Genomic DNA, 18,992 nt, shown 5'->3' on the forward strand with positions numbered 1-18,992 from the left:
GACGCAGAGAAACGCATTAAGGATCTAGCATGTCAGACCATGAAAACCTGCTGCTGAAGCTGCGCCAGGAGGCTTCCGGGTACAGCCCCACGCAAAAAAAACTGGGAGAGTTTGTTCTCAACGATCCGGCCCGGGTGCTCTACCTGACGATCACCGAACTGGCACGGGAGAGCCACACCAGTGAAGCCAGCGTGACGCGTCTTTGCCGGACGCTCGGCTGCAAAGGCTATAACGAATTCAAGATGGCACTGGCGCTGGATATTCAGCAGGGTCAGCCCGCACGCGTGGCCGGGGACGAAATTGATAACGTCGTCGATGAGTCTGTTCAGGCGCTGCAGGATACCGCCAGACTGCTCGACAGAGCACTGCTGGAAAAGGCCGCTCAGGCGCTGCATCAGGCGCAAGCCGTACAAATATATGGGGTGGCCGCCAGCGCGATCCTCGGTGAGTATTTACATTACAAACTGTTGCGACTCGGCAAACCTGCACAGCTTTTTAGCGATATGCATCGTGCGGCCATGAATGCAGCAACGCTTTCAGAAGGGACGCTGGTGGTGGCCATTTCCAGTTCCGGTTCAACGCGGGATTTGCTCCATGTCGTAAAACTTGCACGCAAACGCGGCGTTAAGGTGTTATCCCTTAGCAATACGCCCCGCAGCCCGCTGGCTTCGCTTAGCGATATGCAGCTGGTCGCCGCAAAACCGGAAGGGCCACTCAGCGCAGGCGCGCTCAATGCTAAAGTGGGCGTAATGTTACTGGTTGAGTTACTTACAACTTCCCTGATTGCGATTGATAGCCATTACGGTGAGGTTAGCCAGCAAACCGCGAGTGCAACGCTGCCTTTATTACTCTAAAACCCTTTGCAGGCTAAATAAAATAGCCTGCATGGCGTGATGTCGATTCCATTTAAGTGCTGATACGGTTATTTCGTGCGCGGCATAATGGTGTAACAAATTATTTTATTTATTACATATTCAATGAGTGTTAAAAGCAATAAAATCGCACAAATAACAAAATAAAATCAGTTAGTTAAAATTATTTGATTTATAAATTGAATTTTTCTCACTCCGCTAGTGTCCAATATTTCCACCTGAATTCCTTACCTTAAAATAAGCTTAAGACGCCGTCAGCTTTGCTATTTTTCTATTTAAATGCCGTTTACTTTTGCCTGCCTACAATCCGCCTCATCAATCATTATGAGACGGTATAGATTAATATGTTATTTATTACAGGCGTGACTGGTTTTCTGGGCGGTGCAGTACTTGAAAAAATACTGACCAGCAATAGTTCAGTAAAATTACTGCTGCTTGCGCGCGCCAGTGACCCGCAACAAGGGCTGGAACGCGTGCGGGACAACATGCGTAAATTCAAGGTTTCAGAGGAGACGCTGGCCGCGTTGAGTGAGGAGAATATCCTTATCGGCGATCTCAGCCAGCCGGAGGGATTCCTGAACGACCCGCGTCTGGAACAAGTGACGCATGTTCTTAACTGCGCGGCCGTCGCGTCATTTGGTAACAATCCGCTGATCTGGAAAGTGAATGTGGAAGGGACGCTGGCGCTCGCCAGACGCATGAACCAGGTTGCCGGTTTACAGCGCTTTCTGCATGTGGGAACAGCCATGTCGTGCACGCCGGAGCAGGATTCGCTGGTCGCCGAAAGCGCGGAGTTCAGAGAAAACGCCGAGCATCTGGTGGAATATACGTATTCGAAATCCACCATTGAACAACTGATGCGCCAGCACTGTCCCAACCTGCCGCTGCTCATCGCCCGTCCGTCCATCGTGGTCGGCCATACCCGTCATGGCTGTACGCCGTCGAGCAGTATTTTCTGGGTCTTCAGCATGGGGCTAATGCTGCAAAAATTCATGTGCTCAATGGAAGACAAAATAGATGTCGTCCCGGTGGATTACTGCGCCGATGCGCTGCTGATGTTGCTTAACAGCACTGCGCAGCCGGGAGAAGTGGTACATATTTCTGCCGGAGAAGAGAACAGCGTACGCTTTGCGGATATTGATAATGCGATGGCACAGGCGCTGGAGAAAGCCCCGGTCGGTGATAAGTATGCCCAGGTAAGTTACGAAACGCTGGTCAGAATGCGCCGTGAGCTGAAGGATATTTTTGGCCCCTGCAACGAACGGCTGATGCTGAGAGCAATGCGCTTGTACGGGGCCTTTGCCACACTGAATGTACGTTTCAGCAACGACAAGCTGCTCAGTATGGGCATGCCTAAACCGCCGCGTTTTACGGACTATATTGCCCGCTGCGTACAAACTACCCGGGGGTTGAGCATCCCGGAGCAAATGGCGGTTGATTTCAAATAACCAAAAAAAATGCCAGTCTTTCGACTGGCATTTTCATTTTAAGGCTTAAGCAATTATGCCTGGCCTTTGATCTCTTTACGACCGTTGTATGGTGCTTTTTCGCCCAGAGCTTCTTCGATACGAATCAGCTGGTTGTATTTAGCAACACGGTCAGAACGGCTCATAGAACCGGTTTTGATCTGGCCAGCAGCGGTACCAACAGCCAGGTCAGCGATGGTAGCGTCTTCAGTTTCGCCAGAACGGTGAGAGATAACAGCGGTGTAGCCAGCGTCTTTCGCCATTTTGATCGCAGCCAGAGTTTCGGTCAGAGAACCGATCTGGTTGAATTTGATCAGGATGGAGTTAACGATGCCTTTCTCGATGCCTTCTTTCAGGATCTTGGTGTTGGTTACGAACAGATCGTCACCAACCAGCTGGATTTTGTCGCCCAGTACTTTAGTCTGGTATGCGAAACCATCCCAGTCAGACTCGTCCAGACCGTCTTCGATAGAAACGATTGGGTACTGTTTGGTCAGGTCTTCCAGGAAGTGAGTGAACTCTTCAGAGGTGAACGCTTTGTTGCCTTCGCCAGCCAGAACGTATTTACCGTCTTTGTAGAATTCAGATGCTGCGCAGTCCATCGCCAGAGTGATGTCTTTGCCCAGCTCATAGCCAGCGGCTTTTACTGCTTCAGCGATAACAGCCAGTGCTTCTGCGTTAGAACCCAGGTTTGGCGCGTAGCCACCTTCGTCACCCACAGCCGTGTTCATACCTTTAGCTTTCAGAACTTTAGCCAGGTTGTGGAACACTTCAGAACCCATACGTACTGCTTCTTTCAGGGTTTTCGCGCCAACTGGCTGAATCATGAATTCCTGAATATCAACGTTGTTGTCTGCGTGCTCACCACCGTTGATGATGTTCATCATTGGTACAGGCATGGAGTATTTGCCTGGGGTGCCGTTCAGTTCAGCGATGTGCTCGAACAGTGGCATACCTTTCGCTGCCGCAGCGGCTTTGGCGTTCGCCAGGGAAACCGCCAGGATTGCGTTCGCACCGAAGTTAGATTTGTTTTCAGTACCGTCCAGATCGATCATGATCTTGTCGATGCCAGCCTGGTCTTTAGCGTCTTTGCCAATGATTGCCTGAGCAATAGGACCGTTTACAGCGCCAACAGCTTTCAGTACGCCTTTGCCCATGAAACGGGATTTGTCGCCATCGCGCAGTTCCAGCGCTTCGCGGGAACCAGTAGAAGCACCTGATGGAGCAGCTGCCATACCGACGAAACCACCTTCCAGATGAACTTCGGCTTCAACGGTCGGGTTACCACGGGAGTCGATGATTTCACGACCGATGACTTTAACGATTTTGGACATTAGATTTTCCTCAGTACAAGTTAAACTAAAACTCCAGACAAACAACGCGTACCGGAGGTACGCGTTGCCGTTCTAACTTTTTTACTTCGCCTGACGCTTCTGATACTCGCTGGCGGCTTTCACGAAACCTGCAAACAGCGGATGCCCGTCACGTGGCGTTGAAGTAAATTCCGGGTGGAATTGGCAGGCGACAAACCACGGGTGGTTTGGCACTTCGATGATCTCGACTAACTGATCATCCCCGGAGCGGCCCGCAACACGCAGACCCGCAGCTTCAATTTGTTTCAACAACATGTTGTTGACTTCATAGCGGTGACGATGACGCTCAGTGATGACCGGTTCGCCATACAGCTTACGAACCACGCTATCGTCAGACAACTGGCAGGCCTGTGCGCCAAGACGCATAGTGCCACCCAGATCGCTCTTCTCGGTACGGACTTCGACGTTACCGTCTTCGTCGCGCCATTCAGTGATAAGCGCCACTACAGGGTACTTACAGTCTGGCACAAATTCCGTAGAGTTCGCGTTTTCCATTCCCGCTACGTTGCGCGCAAATTCGATCAGCGCAACCTGCATACCCAGGCAGATGCCGAGGTATGGAATATTGTTTTCACGCGCATAGCGTGCAGTGGCGATCTTGCCTTCTACACCACGGTAGCCGAAGCCGCCAGGGATGAGAATCGCATCCAGATCTTTCAGAATTTCGACGCCACGTGTTTCAACATCCTGCGAATCAATCAGCTTGATGTTCACGGAGACGCGGTTCTTCAGACCACCGTGTTTCAGCGCTTCGATAACGGACTTATAGGCATCCGGCAGTTCGATGTACTTGCCGACCATACCGATAGTCACTTCACCAGCCGGATTGGCTTCTTCATAAATAACCTGTTCCCATTCAGACAGGTTAGCTTCCGGACAGTTCAAGCTGAATCGTTTACAAATATAATCGTCCAGGCCCTGTGATTTCAACAGGCCCGGGATTTTATAAATGGAATCGACATCTTTCATTGAAATAACGGCTTTTTCAGGCACGTTACAGAACAATGCAATTTTCGCACGTTCGTTCGCCGGAACCGCGCGATCGGAGCGGCAAACCAGAATGTCAGGCTGAATACCAATGGAGAGCAGCTCTTTCACGGAGTGCTGAGTCGGTTTGGTTTTCACTTCACCTGCGGCTGCCATGTAAGGCACCAGCGTCAGGTGCATGAACAGCGCGTGTTCACGACCGATATCAACCGCCAGCTGGCGAATCGCTTCCAGGAACGGCAGGGATTCGATATCACCCACGGTACCGCCGATTTCAACCAGCACCACGTCGTGGCCTTCGCCACCCGCAATGATACGTTCTTTGATAGCGTTAGTGATGTGCGGGATAACCTGTACGGTTGCACCCAGATAATCACCACGGCGTTCTTTACGCAGAACGTCGGAGTAGATACGGCCAGTCGTGAAGTTATTACGACGGGTCATTTTGGTGCGAATGAAACGCTCGTAGTGGCCAAGATCCAGATCGGTTTCAGCGCCGTCTTCAGTAACGAACACTTCCCCGTGTTGGATTGGGCTCATGGTGCCAGGATCGACGTTGATGTACGGATCCAGTTTCATCATGGTCACATTGAGGCCACGGGCTTCAAGAATGGCTGCGAGGGAGGCTGCGGCAATGCCTTTACCCAGAGAGGATACGACCCCGCCGGTCACAAAAATATAGTTCGTTGTCATGCTGAACCTGAGAAGTTAGGGTGAAACGATGGAATAACCAGGACGGGAAAGTAGTATACCCGAACACGGCGAGCGCCACAAACTTTCATTCTCCGTCTCCATTCCAGGCCATGACAAACATAAGGAGTGAGAAAATAGCCCCTTTTGGGTAAATGTTTTTGACGCAAATCAAGCGCTTGTCATTTAAAAAATCACACAAATTGCGCTTGATCGCAAAATTCCGTTAGAGATCAGATTCCTGGCGTTTTACTTCCTGCCAGACTTCTTCCATCACATCGAGGTCAATTCCGGTCATTTCCAGGCCGCGCGAGGCCACAATGCGCTCGACTTCGCGAAAGCGTCGTTCGAACTTAAGGTTGGCTTTTTGCAGGGCCGTTTCCGCTTTTACACCCAGGTGGCGCGAAAGGTTGACGGTGGCAAACAGCAAATCGCCCATCTCTTCTTCAAGCTTTGCTTCATCCACCACGGCCTGCTGCGCTTCGTGCATCACTTCGTCGATTTCTTCATGGACTTTGTCCAGTACCGGGCCAAGCGAGTGCCAGTCAAACCCTACTGCCGAGCAGCGTTTTTGGATCTTATGGGCACGCATCAGGGCGGGCAGACCCAGCGGGATGTCATCCAGCGCGGAGTGTTGGGATTTTTCAGCCCGCTCGGCGCTTTTAATCTGCTCCCAGCGCGCCAGCACTTCCGCGCTGTTGCCCGCCGTGGCATCGCCAAAGATATGCGGATGGCGGCGCTCAAGCTTGTCGCTAATGGCGGCGCAGATATCGTTAAAATTAAAACGTCCCTCTTCCTGCGCCATCTGCGCATAGAACACCACCTGGAACAGCAGGTCACCGAGTTCGCCGCGCAGGTCGTCAAAGTCCTCACGTGAAATGGCGTCCAGTACTTCATAGGTCTCTTCGAGGGTGTACGGGGCGATAGTCGCGAAAGTCTGCTCTTTATCCCACGGGCAGCCGTTTTCCGGGTCGCGCAGGCGTTTCATGATGCCGAGCAGGCGGTCGATTTGAGTCATAGTTCTGTCCTGATGAAAAAATGCCGGGTGGCAGCGTTGCCTTACCCGGCTTACAGAAGAGGATGTTTAACCGCCGTGGAGACGACGCGCGTCAATCACATCCGGGACCTGGTTCAGTTTGCCAAGCACGCGGCCCAGCACCTGCAGGTTGTAGATTTCGATTGTCATATCGATGGTGGCAAGCTGCTCGCGGGTATCGCTGCGGCTGGCAACGCCCAGCACGTTGACCTTCTCATTGGCAAGAATGGTCGTAATGTCGCGCAGCAGACCGCTGCGGTCGTTGGCGGTGACGCGCACCACCAGCGAGTAGCCGGCAGAGTAGCTTTCACCCCAGACGGCTTCAACGATGCGTTCCGGCGCATGCGACTGCAGCTCAGCAAGCTGGTCACAGTCTGAGCGGTGAATCGAAATCCCGCGCCCCTGGGTGATAAAGCCGACGATGTCGTCCCCCGGGATAGGCTGGCAGCAGCGGGCGATATGGTGCATCAGATTGCCGACGCCTTCCACCACCACGCGGCCATTGTCTTTGCTGCGCTGCTGCGGGGCGTAGGTTTTCTGCTGCAGCTGTTTCAGCGCCGCCGCATCCTGCTCTGCCGCACTTGGCTTGTTGAACTGCGCCTGCAGGAAATTCACCATCTGGTTGAGACGAATATCGCCGCCGCCAATGGCCGCTAACAGCTCATCGAGCTCATTAAAGTTGTAACGCGGCAGCAGGAACTTCTCCGCCTCTTTCAGGCTGATGCCTATATGCTCCAGCTCGTCATCCAGGATCTGGCGACCGGCAAGGATGTTCTTGTCACGATCCTGTTTACGGAACCAGGCGTGAATTTTGGAGCGTCCGCGGCTGGTGGTGACATACCCCAGGTTCGGGTTCAGCCAGTCACGGCTCGGGTTTGGCTGCTTCTGGGTGATGATTTCAATCTGATCGCCCATCTGCAGCTGGTAGGTGAACGGCACAATGCGCCCGCCGATTTTCGCGCCAATGCAGCGGTGCCCGACATCGCTGTGGATGTGATAGGCAAAGTCGAGCGGCGTTGACCCGGCAGGCAGGTCGACAACGTCCCCTTTCGGCGTAAAGACGTACACCCGGTCGTCGAAGACCTGGCTGCGCACTTCGTCGAGCATCTCGCCGGAGTCGGCCATCTCTTCTTGCCACGCAATCAGCTTACGCAGCCAGGCAATGCGGTCTTCGTGACCGGTGCGCGCTCCGCCCGAGGTGCCCTCTTTGTATTTCCAGTGCGCGGCGACACCCAGCTCGGCGTCTTCATGCATCTGTTTGGTACGGATCTGAATTTCAACCGTTTTACCGCCGGGGCCCAGCACCACGGTATGAATAGACTGGTAGCCGTTAGGTTTCGGGTTGGCGACATAGTCATCGAACTCATCCGGCAGATGGCGGAAGTGCGTGTGCACGATCCCCAGTGCGGCGTAGCAGTCCTGCAGACGCTCCGCCACAATACGCACGGCACGCACGTCGAACAGCTCGTCAAAGGCGAGGTGTTTCTTCTGCATTTTGCGCCAGATGCTGTAGATATGCTTTGGCCGACCGTACACTTCGGCACGGACGTTCTCTTCCTTCATCGACTGGCGCAACCCGCTGACAAATTCTTCAATATAGTGTTCGCGGTCGATACGGCGCTCATGCAGCAGTTTCGCTATGCGCTTATATTCCGCCGGGTGCAGATAACGGAAGCAGTAGTCTTCCAGCTCCCATTTGAGCTGACCAATGCCTAAGCGGTTCGCCAGCGGCGCATAAATGTTTGTACACTCTTTGGCGGCGAGTACGCGCTCATCTTCCGGCGCGTCCTTCACTTCACGCAGGTGGGCGATACGCTCGGCAAGCTTGATCACCACGCAGCGGAAATCATCCACCATGGCCAGCAGCATCCGGCGAACGTTATCGACCTGTTCAGAGGAGACGGAATCGGTGTGCGCGGCTTTGAGCTGACGAATGGCCGCCATATCGCGGACACCGTGGATCAGCGCCACGACCGATTTTCCGACGCTTTCACGCAGCACGTCTTCCGTGACGACGTCCGCATCGGCAAGCGGGAACAGAAGCGCGGCCTGCAGCGTTTCGATATCCATATTGAGCATGGATAAGATTTCGACCATCTCCACGCCGCGCCACAGCAGCAGCTCGGCGTCCGGATGCCCCAGCGTGGTGCGCTGACAATAGGCCCAGGTTTCGGTTAAGCGTTCACACGACTGCTGGCTGGAAATTCCCAGACTTGCGATCCATTTTTGAGGGTCAAACTCACCAGCTTTATTAAGATGTGCACTTCTTACCGCAACCATCGTCCTCTCCTTTAGGGACCAGGGCCTGTCGAAGTCGACAAGCCAAACTAATTAGATGTGCTCGAACAACACCATTGATTCCAGATGCCCAGTGTGCGGGAACATGTCCAGCATTGCCAGACGCTGAATCTGGTAACCCGCGCTGAGTAATGCCTCGCTATCCCGGGCAAGCGTTGCCGGGTTACAGGAAACGTAGACCACGCGTTTCGGGGCGAGTTTAATTATATGCTGCATCACGCCCGGTGCGCCTGCCCGTGCCGGGTCGAGCAGGATTTTGTCAAAGCCCTGTTTTGCCCAGGGCTGCTGCGTGACATCTTCCTCCAGATTTTGATGAAAGAATGTCACATTTTGCAAGCCGTTCTGTTGCGCATTCTCCTGGCCTTTCGCCACCAGCGCGTCGACGCCTTCTACCCCCACAACACTCGCCGCTTTACGGGCCAGCGGCAGCGTGAAATTGCCCATGCCGCAGAAGAGATCAAGCACGCGGTCGGTCGGCTGGACATCCAGCCACGTCAGCGCGGTTTCGATCATCTGCTGATTGACGCCGTCATTAACCTGGATGAAATCCCGCGGACTGAACGTTAAGCGTAGTCCGTTTGACGCATACCAGGGCGCGTCACCTGTAACCTGCTCCAGTATCTCGCTTTGTGGGGCGAGAAAAAGCGCCAGCTCGTGGGAATGCGAAAAGCGTTCCAGTTTTTCGCGGTCTTTTTTGGACAGCGGCGCGGTATGGCGCAGCACCATCAGCGGACCATTGTTTGCCAGGACCAGTTCCACATGCCCGAGGTGGCGAACACTGTCTAGCCCGGACAGGCATGCGTGCACGTCCGGGAGCAATGCCTCAAGACGGGGCACCAAAATGGGGCACTGCCTGATATCGACGATATCGCTGGAGCCCGCTTTGCGAAACCCCATCTCCAGCCGCTCGTTTTTGGGCTGATAGCTTAGGCTCAGCCGCGCGCGACGACGATAGCCCCAGGGTTGGTCGGCAATGATGTCGTCAACGTCATGCCTGAGCAGGCGTGCCAGGGCATTACTCTTACTTTTTTGCTGTAAAACTACGCTGGCATGTTGTTGCTGGCAGCCTCCGCAGACGCCAAAATGCGGGCAGCGTGGCTCTGTGCGCTCCGGGCTGGTGGTCAGACGGCGCTTCACCTTCCCGCGTGCGTACTGGCGTTTATCTTCCGTCAGCGTAATTTCTGCTCGTTCTGTGGGCAGCAAACCTGTTATAAACAGTGTCTTACCATTGTGATGCGCGACGCCCTGACCAAAAGGGTCAAGGTCCGTGGCTTCGACAGTGATGATCTGACGCGTCGTCACGCGTCGCTTTGCAGAGTAGAATTGCGCCATCGCCGGGAATTTTCTCAAATATACATAATTATCTTAATTGTCCCATAACGGAACGCCATGACCAACTACAGCCTGCGCGCGCGCATGATGATTTTGATCCTCGCCCCCACCGTTCTCATCGGTTTGCTGCTGAGCATCTTCTTCGTTGTGCACCGCTATAACGACCTGCAGCGACAGCTGGAAGATGCCGGAGCCAGCATCATCGAACCCCTGGCCGTGTCCAGCGAATACGGGATGAACCTGCAAAACCGCGAATCGATTGGTCAGTTAATCAGTGTGTTGCATCGCCGCCACTCGGATATTGTGCGTGCGATCTCCGTCTATGACGAGCATAACCGGCTGTTCGTCACCTCTAATTTTCATCTTGATCCGGCAGCGTTAAAAATTCCTGACGGTTCGCCGTTCCCGCGCCATCTCACGGTGATGCGACGGGGCGATATTATGATCCTGCGCACGCCAATTATTTCGGAAAGTTATTCGCCGGATGAGTCCGCGCAATCCGACGCCAAGTCCAGCAGCAATATGCTCGGATATGTGGCGCTGGAGCTGGACCTCAAGTCGGTGCGACTGCAGCAGTACAAAGAGATTTTTATCTCCGGCGTGATGATGCTGTTCTGTATCGGCATTGCGCTTATCTTCGGCTGGCGACTGATGCGCGATGTGACCGGGCCCATCCGCAATATGGTCAACACCGTTGACCGCATTCGCCGTGGCCAGCTCGATAGCCGCGTGGAAGGGTTTATGCTGGGCGAACTGGACATGCTGAAAAACGGCATCAACTCGATGGCGATGTCGCTGGCGGCCTATCACGAAGAGATGCAGCATAACGTGGATCAGGCCACTTCGGATCTGCGCGAAACGCTGGAGCAGATGGAGATCCAGAACGTCGAGCTGGATCTGGCGAAAAAGCGTGCCCAGGAGGCTGCCCGCATTAAATCGGAGTTCCTTGCCAATATGTCACACGAGCTGCGTACGCCGCTCAATGGCGTGATTGGCTTTACCCGCCTGACCCTGAAGAGCGAGCTCAACCCCACCCAGCGCGATCACCTGCACACCATTGAACGTTCGGCCAACAATCTGCTGGCAATCATCAATGACGTGCTGGACTTCTCCAAGCTGGAAGCGGGCAAGCTGATTCTGGAGAGCATTCCGTTCCCGCTGCGCAGTACGCTTGATGAGGTGGTTACGCTGCTGGCGCATTCGTCGCACGACAAAGGGCTTGAGCTGACGCTGAACATTAAAAACGACGTGCCGGATAACGTCATCGGCGATCCGCTGCGCCTGCAGCAGGTCATTACCAATCTTGTCGGTAATGCCATCAAATTTACCGAAAGCGGCAACATCGACATTCTGGTGGAAAAACGTGCCATTAGTAATAACAAAGTACAGATTGAAGTTCAGATCCGCGATACCGGCATTGGCATTCCCGAACGGGATCAATCCCGTCTGTTCCAGGCGTTTCGTCAGGCGGATGCGAGTATTTCACGGCGTCACGGTGGTACGGGCCTGGGGCTGGTTATCACGCAAAAACTGGTTAAAGAGATGGGTGGCGATATCTCTTTCCACAGCCAGCCAAACCGGGGGTCGACGTTCTGGTTCCATATCAACCTGGATCTCAACCCGAACGTGCTGACGGACGGCCCGGTGACGGATTGCCTGAAAGGCAAGCGCCTCGCTTACGTGGAGCCGAACGCCGCCGCGGCCCAGTGCACGCTGGACATCTTAAGCACCACGCCGCTGGAGGTGGTCTACAGCCCGACCTTCTCTGCGCTTACCGTTGAGCATTACGACATCCTGCTGATGGGGATCCCGGTCACCTTTACCGGGGAGCTCACCATGCAGCAGGAACGGCTGGCGAAAGCCGCGTCGATGACCGACTACCTGCTGCTGGCGCTGCCGTGCCATGCGCAAATCAATGCCGAAGAGTTGAAAAACGACGGGGCGGCCGCCTGTCTGCTTAAACCGCTCACCGCCACACGCTTGTTGCCTGCTCTGACGGCCTACTGCCGCCTGAATGAGCATGCCGTGGCACTGATTAATGACGAGCAGAGGCTGCCGATGAGCGTGATGGCGGTGGATGATAATCCAGCAAACCTGAAGCTGATTGGCGTGCTGCTTGAGGATCAGGTTCAGCATGTCGAGCTCTGCACCAGCGGTGCTGAGGCGGTTGAACTGGCCAAACAGATGCAGTTCGATTTGATTCTGATGGATATTCAAATGCCGGGTATGGATGGCATTCGCGCCTGCGAGCTCATCCGCCAGCTACCTCATCAACAGCAAACGCCGGTCATTGCCGTGACCGCACATGCGATGGCCGGACAGAAAGAGAAGCTGCTCGGCGCCGGAATGAACGATTATCTGGCGAAGCCTATCGACGAAGAGAAACTGCATAACCTGCTGCTGCGCTATAAGCCGGGGCATATCGGCGGTACGTATACCTTATCAGCAGAACCAGTTGAGATTAGCGTGAATCAGAACGCCACCTTTGACTGGCAGCTTGCGTTACGCCAGGCGGCGGGGAAACCCGATTTAGCCCGCGAGATGCTACAGATGCTGGTCGCGTTTCTGCCGGAAATTCGCAATAAGGTAGAAGAACAGCTGGTGGGCGAAAACCCGGAGGAGCTGTTGCAGGCTATCCACAAGCTGCACGGTAGCTGTGGTTACAGCGGCGTGCCCCGCCTGAAAAACCTCTGCCAGCTGCTGGAGCAGCAGCTACGCGCAGGGACACCAGAATCTGAACTGGAACCGGAGTTCCTTGAGCTGCTGGATGAGATGGATAACGTGACGCGGGAAGCGATGAAGGTGTTAGGAAACTGAGGTAAATGCCCGGTGGCGCGACGCTTACCGGGCCTACACCCTCACCCCTCTCCCACTGGGTAAGGGAGAACTACATCCCCTGCCCGAGTTTCAGTACCGCCGCGATATTTCTTGCGGCCATCCTGACGTTCTCGCTGGCATTTTCCAGCGCATCTTCCAGCGAGCAGATGGTGTAAATCACGCTAAACACCGCATCGATGCCGTGATCGTGCACGACGCCAACGTCCGCCGTCAGACTGCCTGCAATCCCGATAACCGGCTTGTTGAAGCGTTTGGCTACCTTCGCCACCCCAACCGGCACTTTGCCGTGGATCGTCTGGCTGTCGATGCGACCTTCACCCGTTATCACCAAATCCGCATCGGCAATCTGGTCAGCCAGATGTAGCGCATCGGTGACGATCTCAATGCCCTGGCGCAGCTGCGCACCGCAGAAGGCGTACAGCGCTGCCCCCATTCCACCTGCCGCGCCGCCGCCCGCCAGGTTGAGCACATCCATATCAAGATCCCGGGCAATGACCCGCGCATAGTGCGCAAGCGCGTTGTCCAGAGTGATGATCATCTCGGGTGTGGCCCCCTTTTGCGGGCCAAAAACCGCTGATGCGCCCAGCTTACCGGTAAGCGGATTCGTCACATCGCAGGCCACTTCTATGCGGCACTCGGCCAGACGCTTGTCCAGCCCGCTCAGGTCGATACGGGCAAGTTTGCCCAGCTCGCCTCCGCCCTGCCCCAGCGGCTGTTCACGGTCGTCCAGCAGCCTGGCCCCCAGCGCCTGCACCATTCCTGCACCGCCATCATTAGTGGCGCTGCCACCGATGCCGATGATGATATGCTTAACGCCCGCATCCAGCGCGTGACGGATAAGTTCACCCGTGCCCCAGGAGGTCGTTTTCAGAGGATCGCGCTGCGAAGGTGCAACCAGCTCAAGACCACTGGCCGCCGCCATTTCGATAAAGGCGCTCTTCTCGTCGCCGGATATCCCGTAAAACCCTTCCACGCGATGGCCCAGGGGGCCGGTCACCGGAACATGCACAATGCGTCCCTGCGTTGCCGCGATCATCGCTTCGACGGTGCCTTCACCGCCGTCCGCGACCGGCAGTTTGACGTAAACCGCCTCAGGAAAGATCTCGCGAAACCCCTGCTCTATCGCTGTCGCAACCTCAAGCGCACTCAAACTTTCCTTATACGAGTCCGGTGCGATAACAATTTTCATAAGCCATCCTTACGTATAGTCGTTACGTTAAGCATACACCACGTAAAGAACCGCCCATGGGAGCGGTCCCAATGCGTTTATCGTACCATGCACGGACGTTTATTGTCGAATGTCCACTCTGGGATCAGATACTGCATCGCCATCGCGTCATCGCGCGCACCCAGCCCATGTTTCTGATACAGCTCGTGGGCTTTCATCACCTGATCCATATCCAGCTCCACGCCCAGACCCGGTGTGGACGGGACCTGCACCATCCCCCCTTTGATTTCAAACGGCGCTTTCGTCAGGCGCTGATTGCCTTCCTGCCAGATCCAGTGGGTGTCGATCGCGGTGATCGTGCCCGGCGCGGCAGCGGCCACGTGGGTGAACATCGCCAGCGAGATATCAAAGTGGTTATTGGAGTGCGAGCCCCAGGTCAGACCGAACTCATGGCACATCTGCGCCACGCGTACCGAGCCCTGCATCGTCCAGAAATGCGGGTCAGCCAGCGGAATATCGACAGACTGCAGGGACAAAGTGTGCCCCATCTGACGCCAGTCGGTGGCGATCATGTTGGTCGCGGTAGGTAAACCGGTGGCGCGGCGGAACTCCGCCATCACTTCACGGCCAGAGAAACCTTGTTCTGCCCCGCACGGATCCTCCGCGTAGGCCAGCACGCCTTTCAGCTGCTTGCCGATGGCGATCGCTTCATCAAGCGACCAGGCCCCGTTCGGATCCAGCGTGACGCGCGCCTGCGGGAATCGTTTAGCCAGGGCTGAGATAGCTTCGGCCTCTTGTTCCCCGGCCAGCACGCCGCCCTTCAGTTTGAAATCATTAAAACCATATTTTTCGTACGCGGCCTCCGCCAGGCGCACCACCGCATCCGGCGTCATCGCTTCATCGTGGCGGAGTCGGTACCAGTCACATCGCTCGTCCGGCTGGCTCTGGTATGGCAACGGCGTCAGGTTGCGGTCGCCAACAAAGAACAGATAGCCCAGCATCTCCACTTCACTGCGTTGCTGCCCCTCACCCAGCAGGGAAGCAACGTTAACCCCCAGGTGTTGACCTAACAGATCCAGCATGGCGGCTTCGATACCGGTCACCACGTGGATGGTGGTGCGCAGATCAAACGTTTGCAGCCCACGGCCACCCGCATCGCGATCGGCAAAGGTATTCCGCACGGTATTTAAGACGTTTTTATATTCGCCCAGCGTTTTTCCCACCACCAGCGGGATGGCGTCTTCAAGCGTTTTGCGGATCTTCTCACCGCCCGGGATTTCCCCCACGCCGGTATGCCCGGCGTTATCTTTAATAATGACAATATTGCGGGTGAAAAACGGCGCATGTGCGCCGCTCAGGTTCATCAGCATGCTGTCATGGCCGGCAACCGGAATGATCTGCATGGAAGTAACAACAGGGGTGGTAAAAGTGCTCATGGTGCAATCCTTTTATCAGTGACGTCCAAAAACAGGGCGCTTACGGTCAAATGTCCAGCCAGGGATCAGGTACTGCATCGGCCCGACGTCATTACGCGCGCCGCCCGGCAGTTTTTTATACGCTTCATGCGCCTTGTGGACCTGATCCCAGTCAAGCTCCACGCCCAATCCCGGCGCATCCGGTACCGCGATGGTGCCGTTTTTAATTTCCAGCGGATTTTTCGTCAGGCGGGCCTCACCCTCCTGCCAAATCCAGTGTGTGTCGATAGCGGTTGGGTGACCCGGTGCCGCCGCGCCAACGTGGGTAAACATCGCCAGCGAAATATCGAAATGGTTATTGGAGTGACAACCCCAGGTGAGCCCCCAGTCATCACACAGCTGCGCCACACGCACGGCGCCTGAAAGCGTCCAGAAGTGCGGGTCCGCCAGCGGAATATCGACCGCATTCAGCATGACCGCATGGCCCATTTCACGCCAGTTGGTGGCGATCATGTTCGTAGCGACCGGTAGCCCGGTGGCACGTCGGAATTCCGCCATCACCTCGCGACCCGAGAAGCCTTGTTCAGCCCCAACCGGATCTTCCGCGTAGGTCAGGACATCGCCCAGCCCTTTGCACAGGGCGATAGCCTCATCCAGCAGCCAGGCTCCGTTAGGGTCAACGGTAATGCGGGCATCCGGAAAACGTTTCTTGAGCGCACGCGCGGTTTCAATCTCCTGCTCGCCGGGTAATACCCCGCCTTTGAGTTTGAAGTCTTTAAAACCGTAGCGGTCCTGTGCCGCCTCGGCCAGCCGAACCACCGCGTCACTGGAGAGCGCCTCCTGGTGACGCAGGTGATACCACTCATGGTGGCCCGGCGAGTGCGCCAGATAAGGCAGATCGGTTTTTTGCCGATCGCCAACATAAAACAGGTAGCCGAGTACCGTCACCGCGTCACGCTGTTTGCCCGGCCCCAGCAGTTCACAGACTGGAACGTTCAGCGCCTTACCGAGCAAATCGAGCAGGGCGGCCTCCAGCGCGGCGACGGCATTGACGCGCAGCTCAAACGTCCATGCGCCTTTGCCGAAGGTGTCAAAGTCCGCCGACTGGTTGCCTTTGTGAACACGCTGGACCACTTTATTCAGACGGGCGACCTCCTGGCCGACCACCTGCGGAATGGCGTCTGACAGCGTCTGGAAAATTACCTCACCGCCCGGCGCTTCCCCAACGCCGGTGTTCCCTGCGCTGTCGGTCAGCACCACGATATTGCGGGTAAACCAGGCGTTATGCGCGCCGCCAATATTAAGCAGCATGCTGTCCTGGCCGGCCACCGGGATGACCTTCATGTCGGTAATAACCGGGCTCGATTGTGTTGTCATCAGCCACGCTCCGCTACAGGTTTGAGTTCAATGCGTTTGATATCACCCACCAGCACCAGATAGCTCAGGACCGCCACCAGGGCGTGCACACCCACATAAATCAGCGCACCGTTGAATGAGCCCGTGGTCCCGACGATGTAGCCAATGGCAATCGGGGTGACAATCCCGGAGATGTTGCCGAACATGTTAAACAGACCGCCGCTCAGGCCGCTGATCTCTTTTGGCGCGGTATCCGCCATCACTGCCCAGCCCAGCGCACCAATCCCTTTCCCGAAGAAAGCCATCGCCATAAAGCCGATGATCATCCACTCCGCGCTGACGTAGTTACAGAACACCATGGTCATTGAAAGCAACATGCCGAGCACAATTGGCGTTTTACGGGCGATGTTCAGCGAACCGGTACGACGCATCAGCCAGTCGGAAATCACCCCACCCAGTACGCCCCCCACAAAGCCACAGATAGCCGGTACGGAGGCGACAAAGCCTGCTTTCAGAATCGACATACCGCGTGCCTGCACCAGATAGACCGGGAACCAGGTGATAAAGAAGTAGGTTAAGGCGTTAATGCAATACTGCCCCAGGTAGATGCCAATCATCATGCGCGAACCGACAAGCTGCTTGATCTGCGCCCATTTCTGGCTCAACGGGACTTTTGCTTTTTGGCTTTTCTGATCCATGTTGATCAGCGCCCCGCCTTCCGCAATGTACTCCAGCTCTTTCTTGTTCACGCCCGGATGTTGGTTCGGCTCGTGGATCACTTTCAGCCAGATAAAGCTGATGACGATCCCCAATCCGCCCATGAAGAAGAAGACGTGTGACCAGCCCACTTCATGCGTCAGCCAGCCCATGATTGGCGCAAAGATCACCGTCGCGAAATACTGGGCAGAGTTAAAAATCGCCACCGCCGTTCCCCTCTCCTGCGCCGGGAACCAGGCGGCCACGATGCGGCTATTACCCGGGAAGGATGGCGCTTCTGCTAACCCCACCAGGAAGCGGAGAGTAAAGAGCGCGACGATAATACCGAAGCCGCTGAAGATATCGACGAAGCCCTGCAACAAGGTAAACATCGACCAGATAAAGATGGACCAGAAGTAGACTCGCTTGGATCCAAAACGATCGAGCAGCCAGCCACCCGGGATCTGTCCAATAACATAGGCCCATGAAAATGCGGAGAAAACATACCCCATGCCAACCGGATCAAGCCCAATGTCTTTTGCCATTTCAGAGCCGGCAATCGACAGCGTGGCGCGGTCACCATAGTTAAAGGACGTGACGATAAACAGCATCACCACTATCCAGTAGCGAGCGTTAGTGCGCTTCTCCGCACTGCTCGCCGCGTGGCTTAATGTACTCATTGTTGCACTCCTGAAACATAGCTTTCGCCTGGTTCACTCTGTACAGCACCGGTAGGGTAATCAGAATGAGATTTGTGTTTGTCGTTTTGGTACGGCCTGAAGCCGTTTTATTGTGACCGGGAAAGTATATGAAGGAGTGACACGTTCTCTCACCGTGCAAAAACACAACATTAAGGGGCATGAGAAAGGTTGTTTGTGGCAAAAGCCTAAAAGAATGGAAGATGGTTCACGGAATTGGCGTTTGGTGCGGAAGTTATCGCCGGGTGGCGGCAACGCCTGACCCGGCCTGGATAACCCGCAGGCCCGCGCAAGCGAAGCGCCGCCGGGCAGGATGTTATTTAAGCAGTGTGGCCCAGTTCTCAACCCACGGGTTTGATTCGCTTTCGGGTTCCGGGTGTTCACCGGCGTCAATCAGCAGCATGTCGCCCACGCGCTGGGCGCTCTGTTCCTGCAGGAGTGCGTCGAACTGCTTGCCGCCGCCGCAGAAATTGGCGTAAGAGCTGTCGCCCAGGGCGATGATGCCGTAGTGAACGTCCGGCTGGTAGCCAATATCTTTAATGCCCTGGAAAAGCGGCACGATGCTGTCCGGCAGATCGCCCTGCCCGGTGGTGGAGGTGACCACCAGAATGTATTTATCTTTATACTTTTCCCAGTCTGCTAGTTCCGGGTCTTCATAAACCGTGGCTTTATGACCCTGGCTTGTGAGTATCGCTTCCGCCTCTTCCGCAACCAGCAGCGAGTTGCCGTACATTGTGCCGACAAAAATGCCTACTTCAGCCATGATA

13 protein-coding genes are annotated in these 18,992 nt (G+C 55.4%); 3 read left to right on the forward strand and 10 right to left on the reverse strand.

Features of this window, described 5'->3' with window-relative positions:
- The first annotated feature begins 29 nt into the window (after positions 1–29).
- Positions 30–854: a MurR/RpiR family transcriptional regulator gene (locus ECL_RS20505; RefSeq protein WP_013098513.1), complete on the forward strand. Its 825-nt coding sequence runs from the start codon at positions 30–32 to the stop codon at positions 852–854.
- Between the two features lie 356 nt (positions 855–1,210).
- Entirely contained in the window at positions 1,211–2,320 is a 1,110-nt protein-coding gene (locus tag ECL_RS20510; protein WP_028027975.1) for an SDR family oxidoreductase, read from the forward strand.
- Between the two features lie 53 nt (positions 2,321–2,373).
- Here the strand turns inward: ECL_RS20510 and eno are convergent, their stop codons facing one another.
- The 5 genes from eno to rlmD form a co-directional block, all read right to left on the reverse strand.
- Positions 2,374–3,672 carry a phosphopyruvate hydratase gene (eno, locus tag ECL_RS20515; protein ID WP_013098515.1) on the reverse strand — a complete coding sequence of 433 codons (1,299 nt, stop codon included), beginning with the start codon at positions 3,670–3,672 and terminating at the stop codon, positions 2,374–2,376.
- Positions 3,673–3,753: 81 nt separating this feature from the next.
- On the reverse strand, positions 3,754–5,391 hold the full coding sequence (gene pyrG, locus ECL_RS20520) for a glutamine hydrolyzing CTP synthase (RefSeq protein ID WP_013098516.1): 1,638 nt from the start codon (positions 5,389–5,391) through the stop codon (positions 3,754–3,756).
- Positions 5,392–5,614: 223 nt separating this feature from the next.
- Positions 5,615–6,406: a nucleoside triphosphate pyrophosphohydrolase gene (gene mazG / locus ECL_RS20525; protein ID WP_013098517.1), complete on the reverse strand. Its 792-nt coding sequence runs from the start codon at positions 6,404–6,406 to the stop codon at positions 5,615–5,617.
- A gap of 66 nt (positions 6,407–6,472) precedes the next feature.
- Entirely contained in the window at positions 6,473–8,704 is a 2,232-nt protein-coding gene (relA, locus tag ECL_RS20530) for a GTP diphosphokinase (RefSeq protein WP_013098518.1), read from the reverse strand.
- A gap of 51 nt (positions 8,705–8,755) precedes the next feature.
- A complete protein-coding gene (gene rlmD / locus ECL_RS20535; protein ID WP_013098519.1) occupies positions 8,756–10,054 on the reverse strand; it encodes a 23S rRNA (uracil(1939)-C(5))-methyltransferase RlmD in 1,299 nt (432 codons plus the stop codon).
- A gap of 57 nt (positions 10,055–10,111) precedes the next feature.
- Between rlmD and barA the strand changes: the two genes are divergently transcribed.
- Positions 10,112–12,871 carry a two-component sensor histidine kinase BarA gene (gene barA, locus ECL_RS20540; protein WP_013098520.1) on the forward strand — a complete coding sequence of 920 codons (2,760 nt, stop codon included), beginning with the start codon at positions 10,112–10,114 and terminating at the stop codon, positions 12,869–12,871.
- A gap of 70 nt (positions 12,872–12,941) precedes the next feature.
- Here barA and ECL_RS20545 read toward each other — a convergent pair whose 3' ends face one another.
- From ECL_RS20545 to ECL_RS20565, 5 genes are all read right to left on the reverse strand, one after another.
- Positions 12,942–14,081 carry a glycerate kinase gene (locus ECL_RS20545; RefSeq protein ID WP_013098521.1) on the reverse strand — a complete coding sequence of 380 codons (1,140 nt, stop codon included), beginning with the start codon at positions 14,079–14,081 and terminating at the stop codon, positions 12,942–12,944.
- A 77-nt stretch (positions 14,082–14,158) separates the two neighbouring features.
- The gene (gudD, locus tag ECL_RS20550; RefSeq protein WP_013098522.1) at positions 14,159–15,496 is read right to left on the reverse strand and encodes a glucarate dehydratase; all 1,338 of its coding nucleotides are present in this window, start codon (positions 15,494–15,496) and stop codon (positions 14,159–14,161) included.
- A 15-nt stretch (positions 15,497–15,511) separates the two neighbouring features.
- Positions 15,512–16,852, reverse strand: a complete 1,341-nt coding sequence (locus ECL_RS20555; protein ID WP_013098523.1) for an enolase C-terminal domain-like protein — start codon at positions 16,850–16,852, stop codon at positions 15,512–15,514.
- Positions 16,852–18,207: a galactarate/glucarate/glycerate transporter GudP gene (gene gudP, locus ECL_RS20560; RefSeq protein WP_013098524.1), complete on the reverse strand. Its 1,356-nt coding sequence runs from the start codon at positions 18,205–18,207 to the stop codon at positions 16,852–16,854. Before gudP ends, ECL_RS20555 begins: the two co-directional genes overlap by 1 nt.
- A gap of 334 nt (positions 18,208–18,541) precedes the next feature.
- On the reverse strand, positions 18,542–18,988 hold the full coding sequence (locus ECL_RS20565) for a flavodoxin (protein ID WP_013098525.1): 447 nt from the start codon (positions 18,986–18,988) through the stop codon (positions 18,542–18,544).
- Between the last annotated feature and the right edge of the window lie 4 nt (positions 18,989–18,992).

Origin of the sequence: Enterobacter cloacae subsp. cloacae ATCC 13047, from assembly GCF_000025565.1 — a bacterium.
GTDB lineage: Bacteria > Pseudomonadota > Gammaproteobacteria > Enterobacterales > Enterobacteriaceae > Enterobacter > Enterobacter cloacae.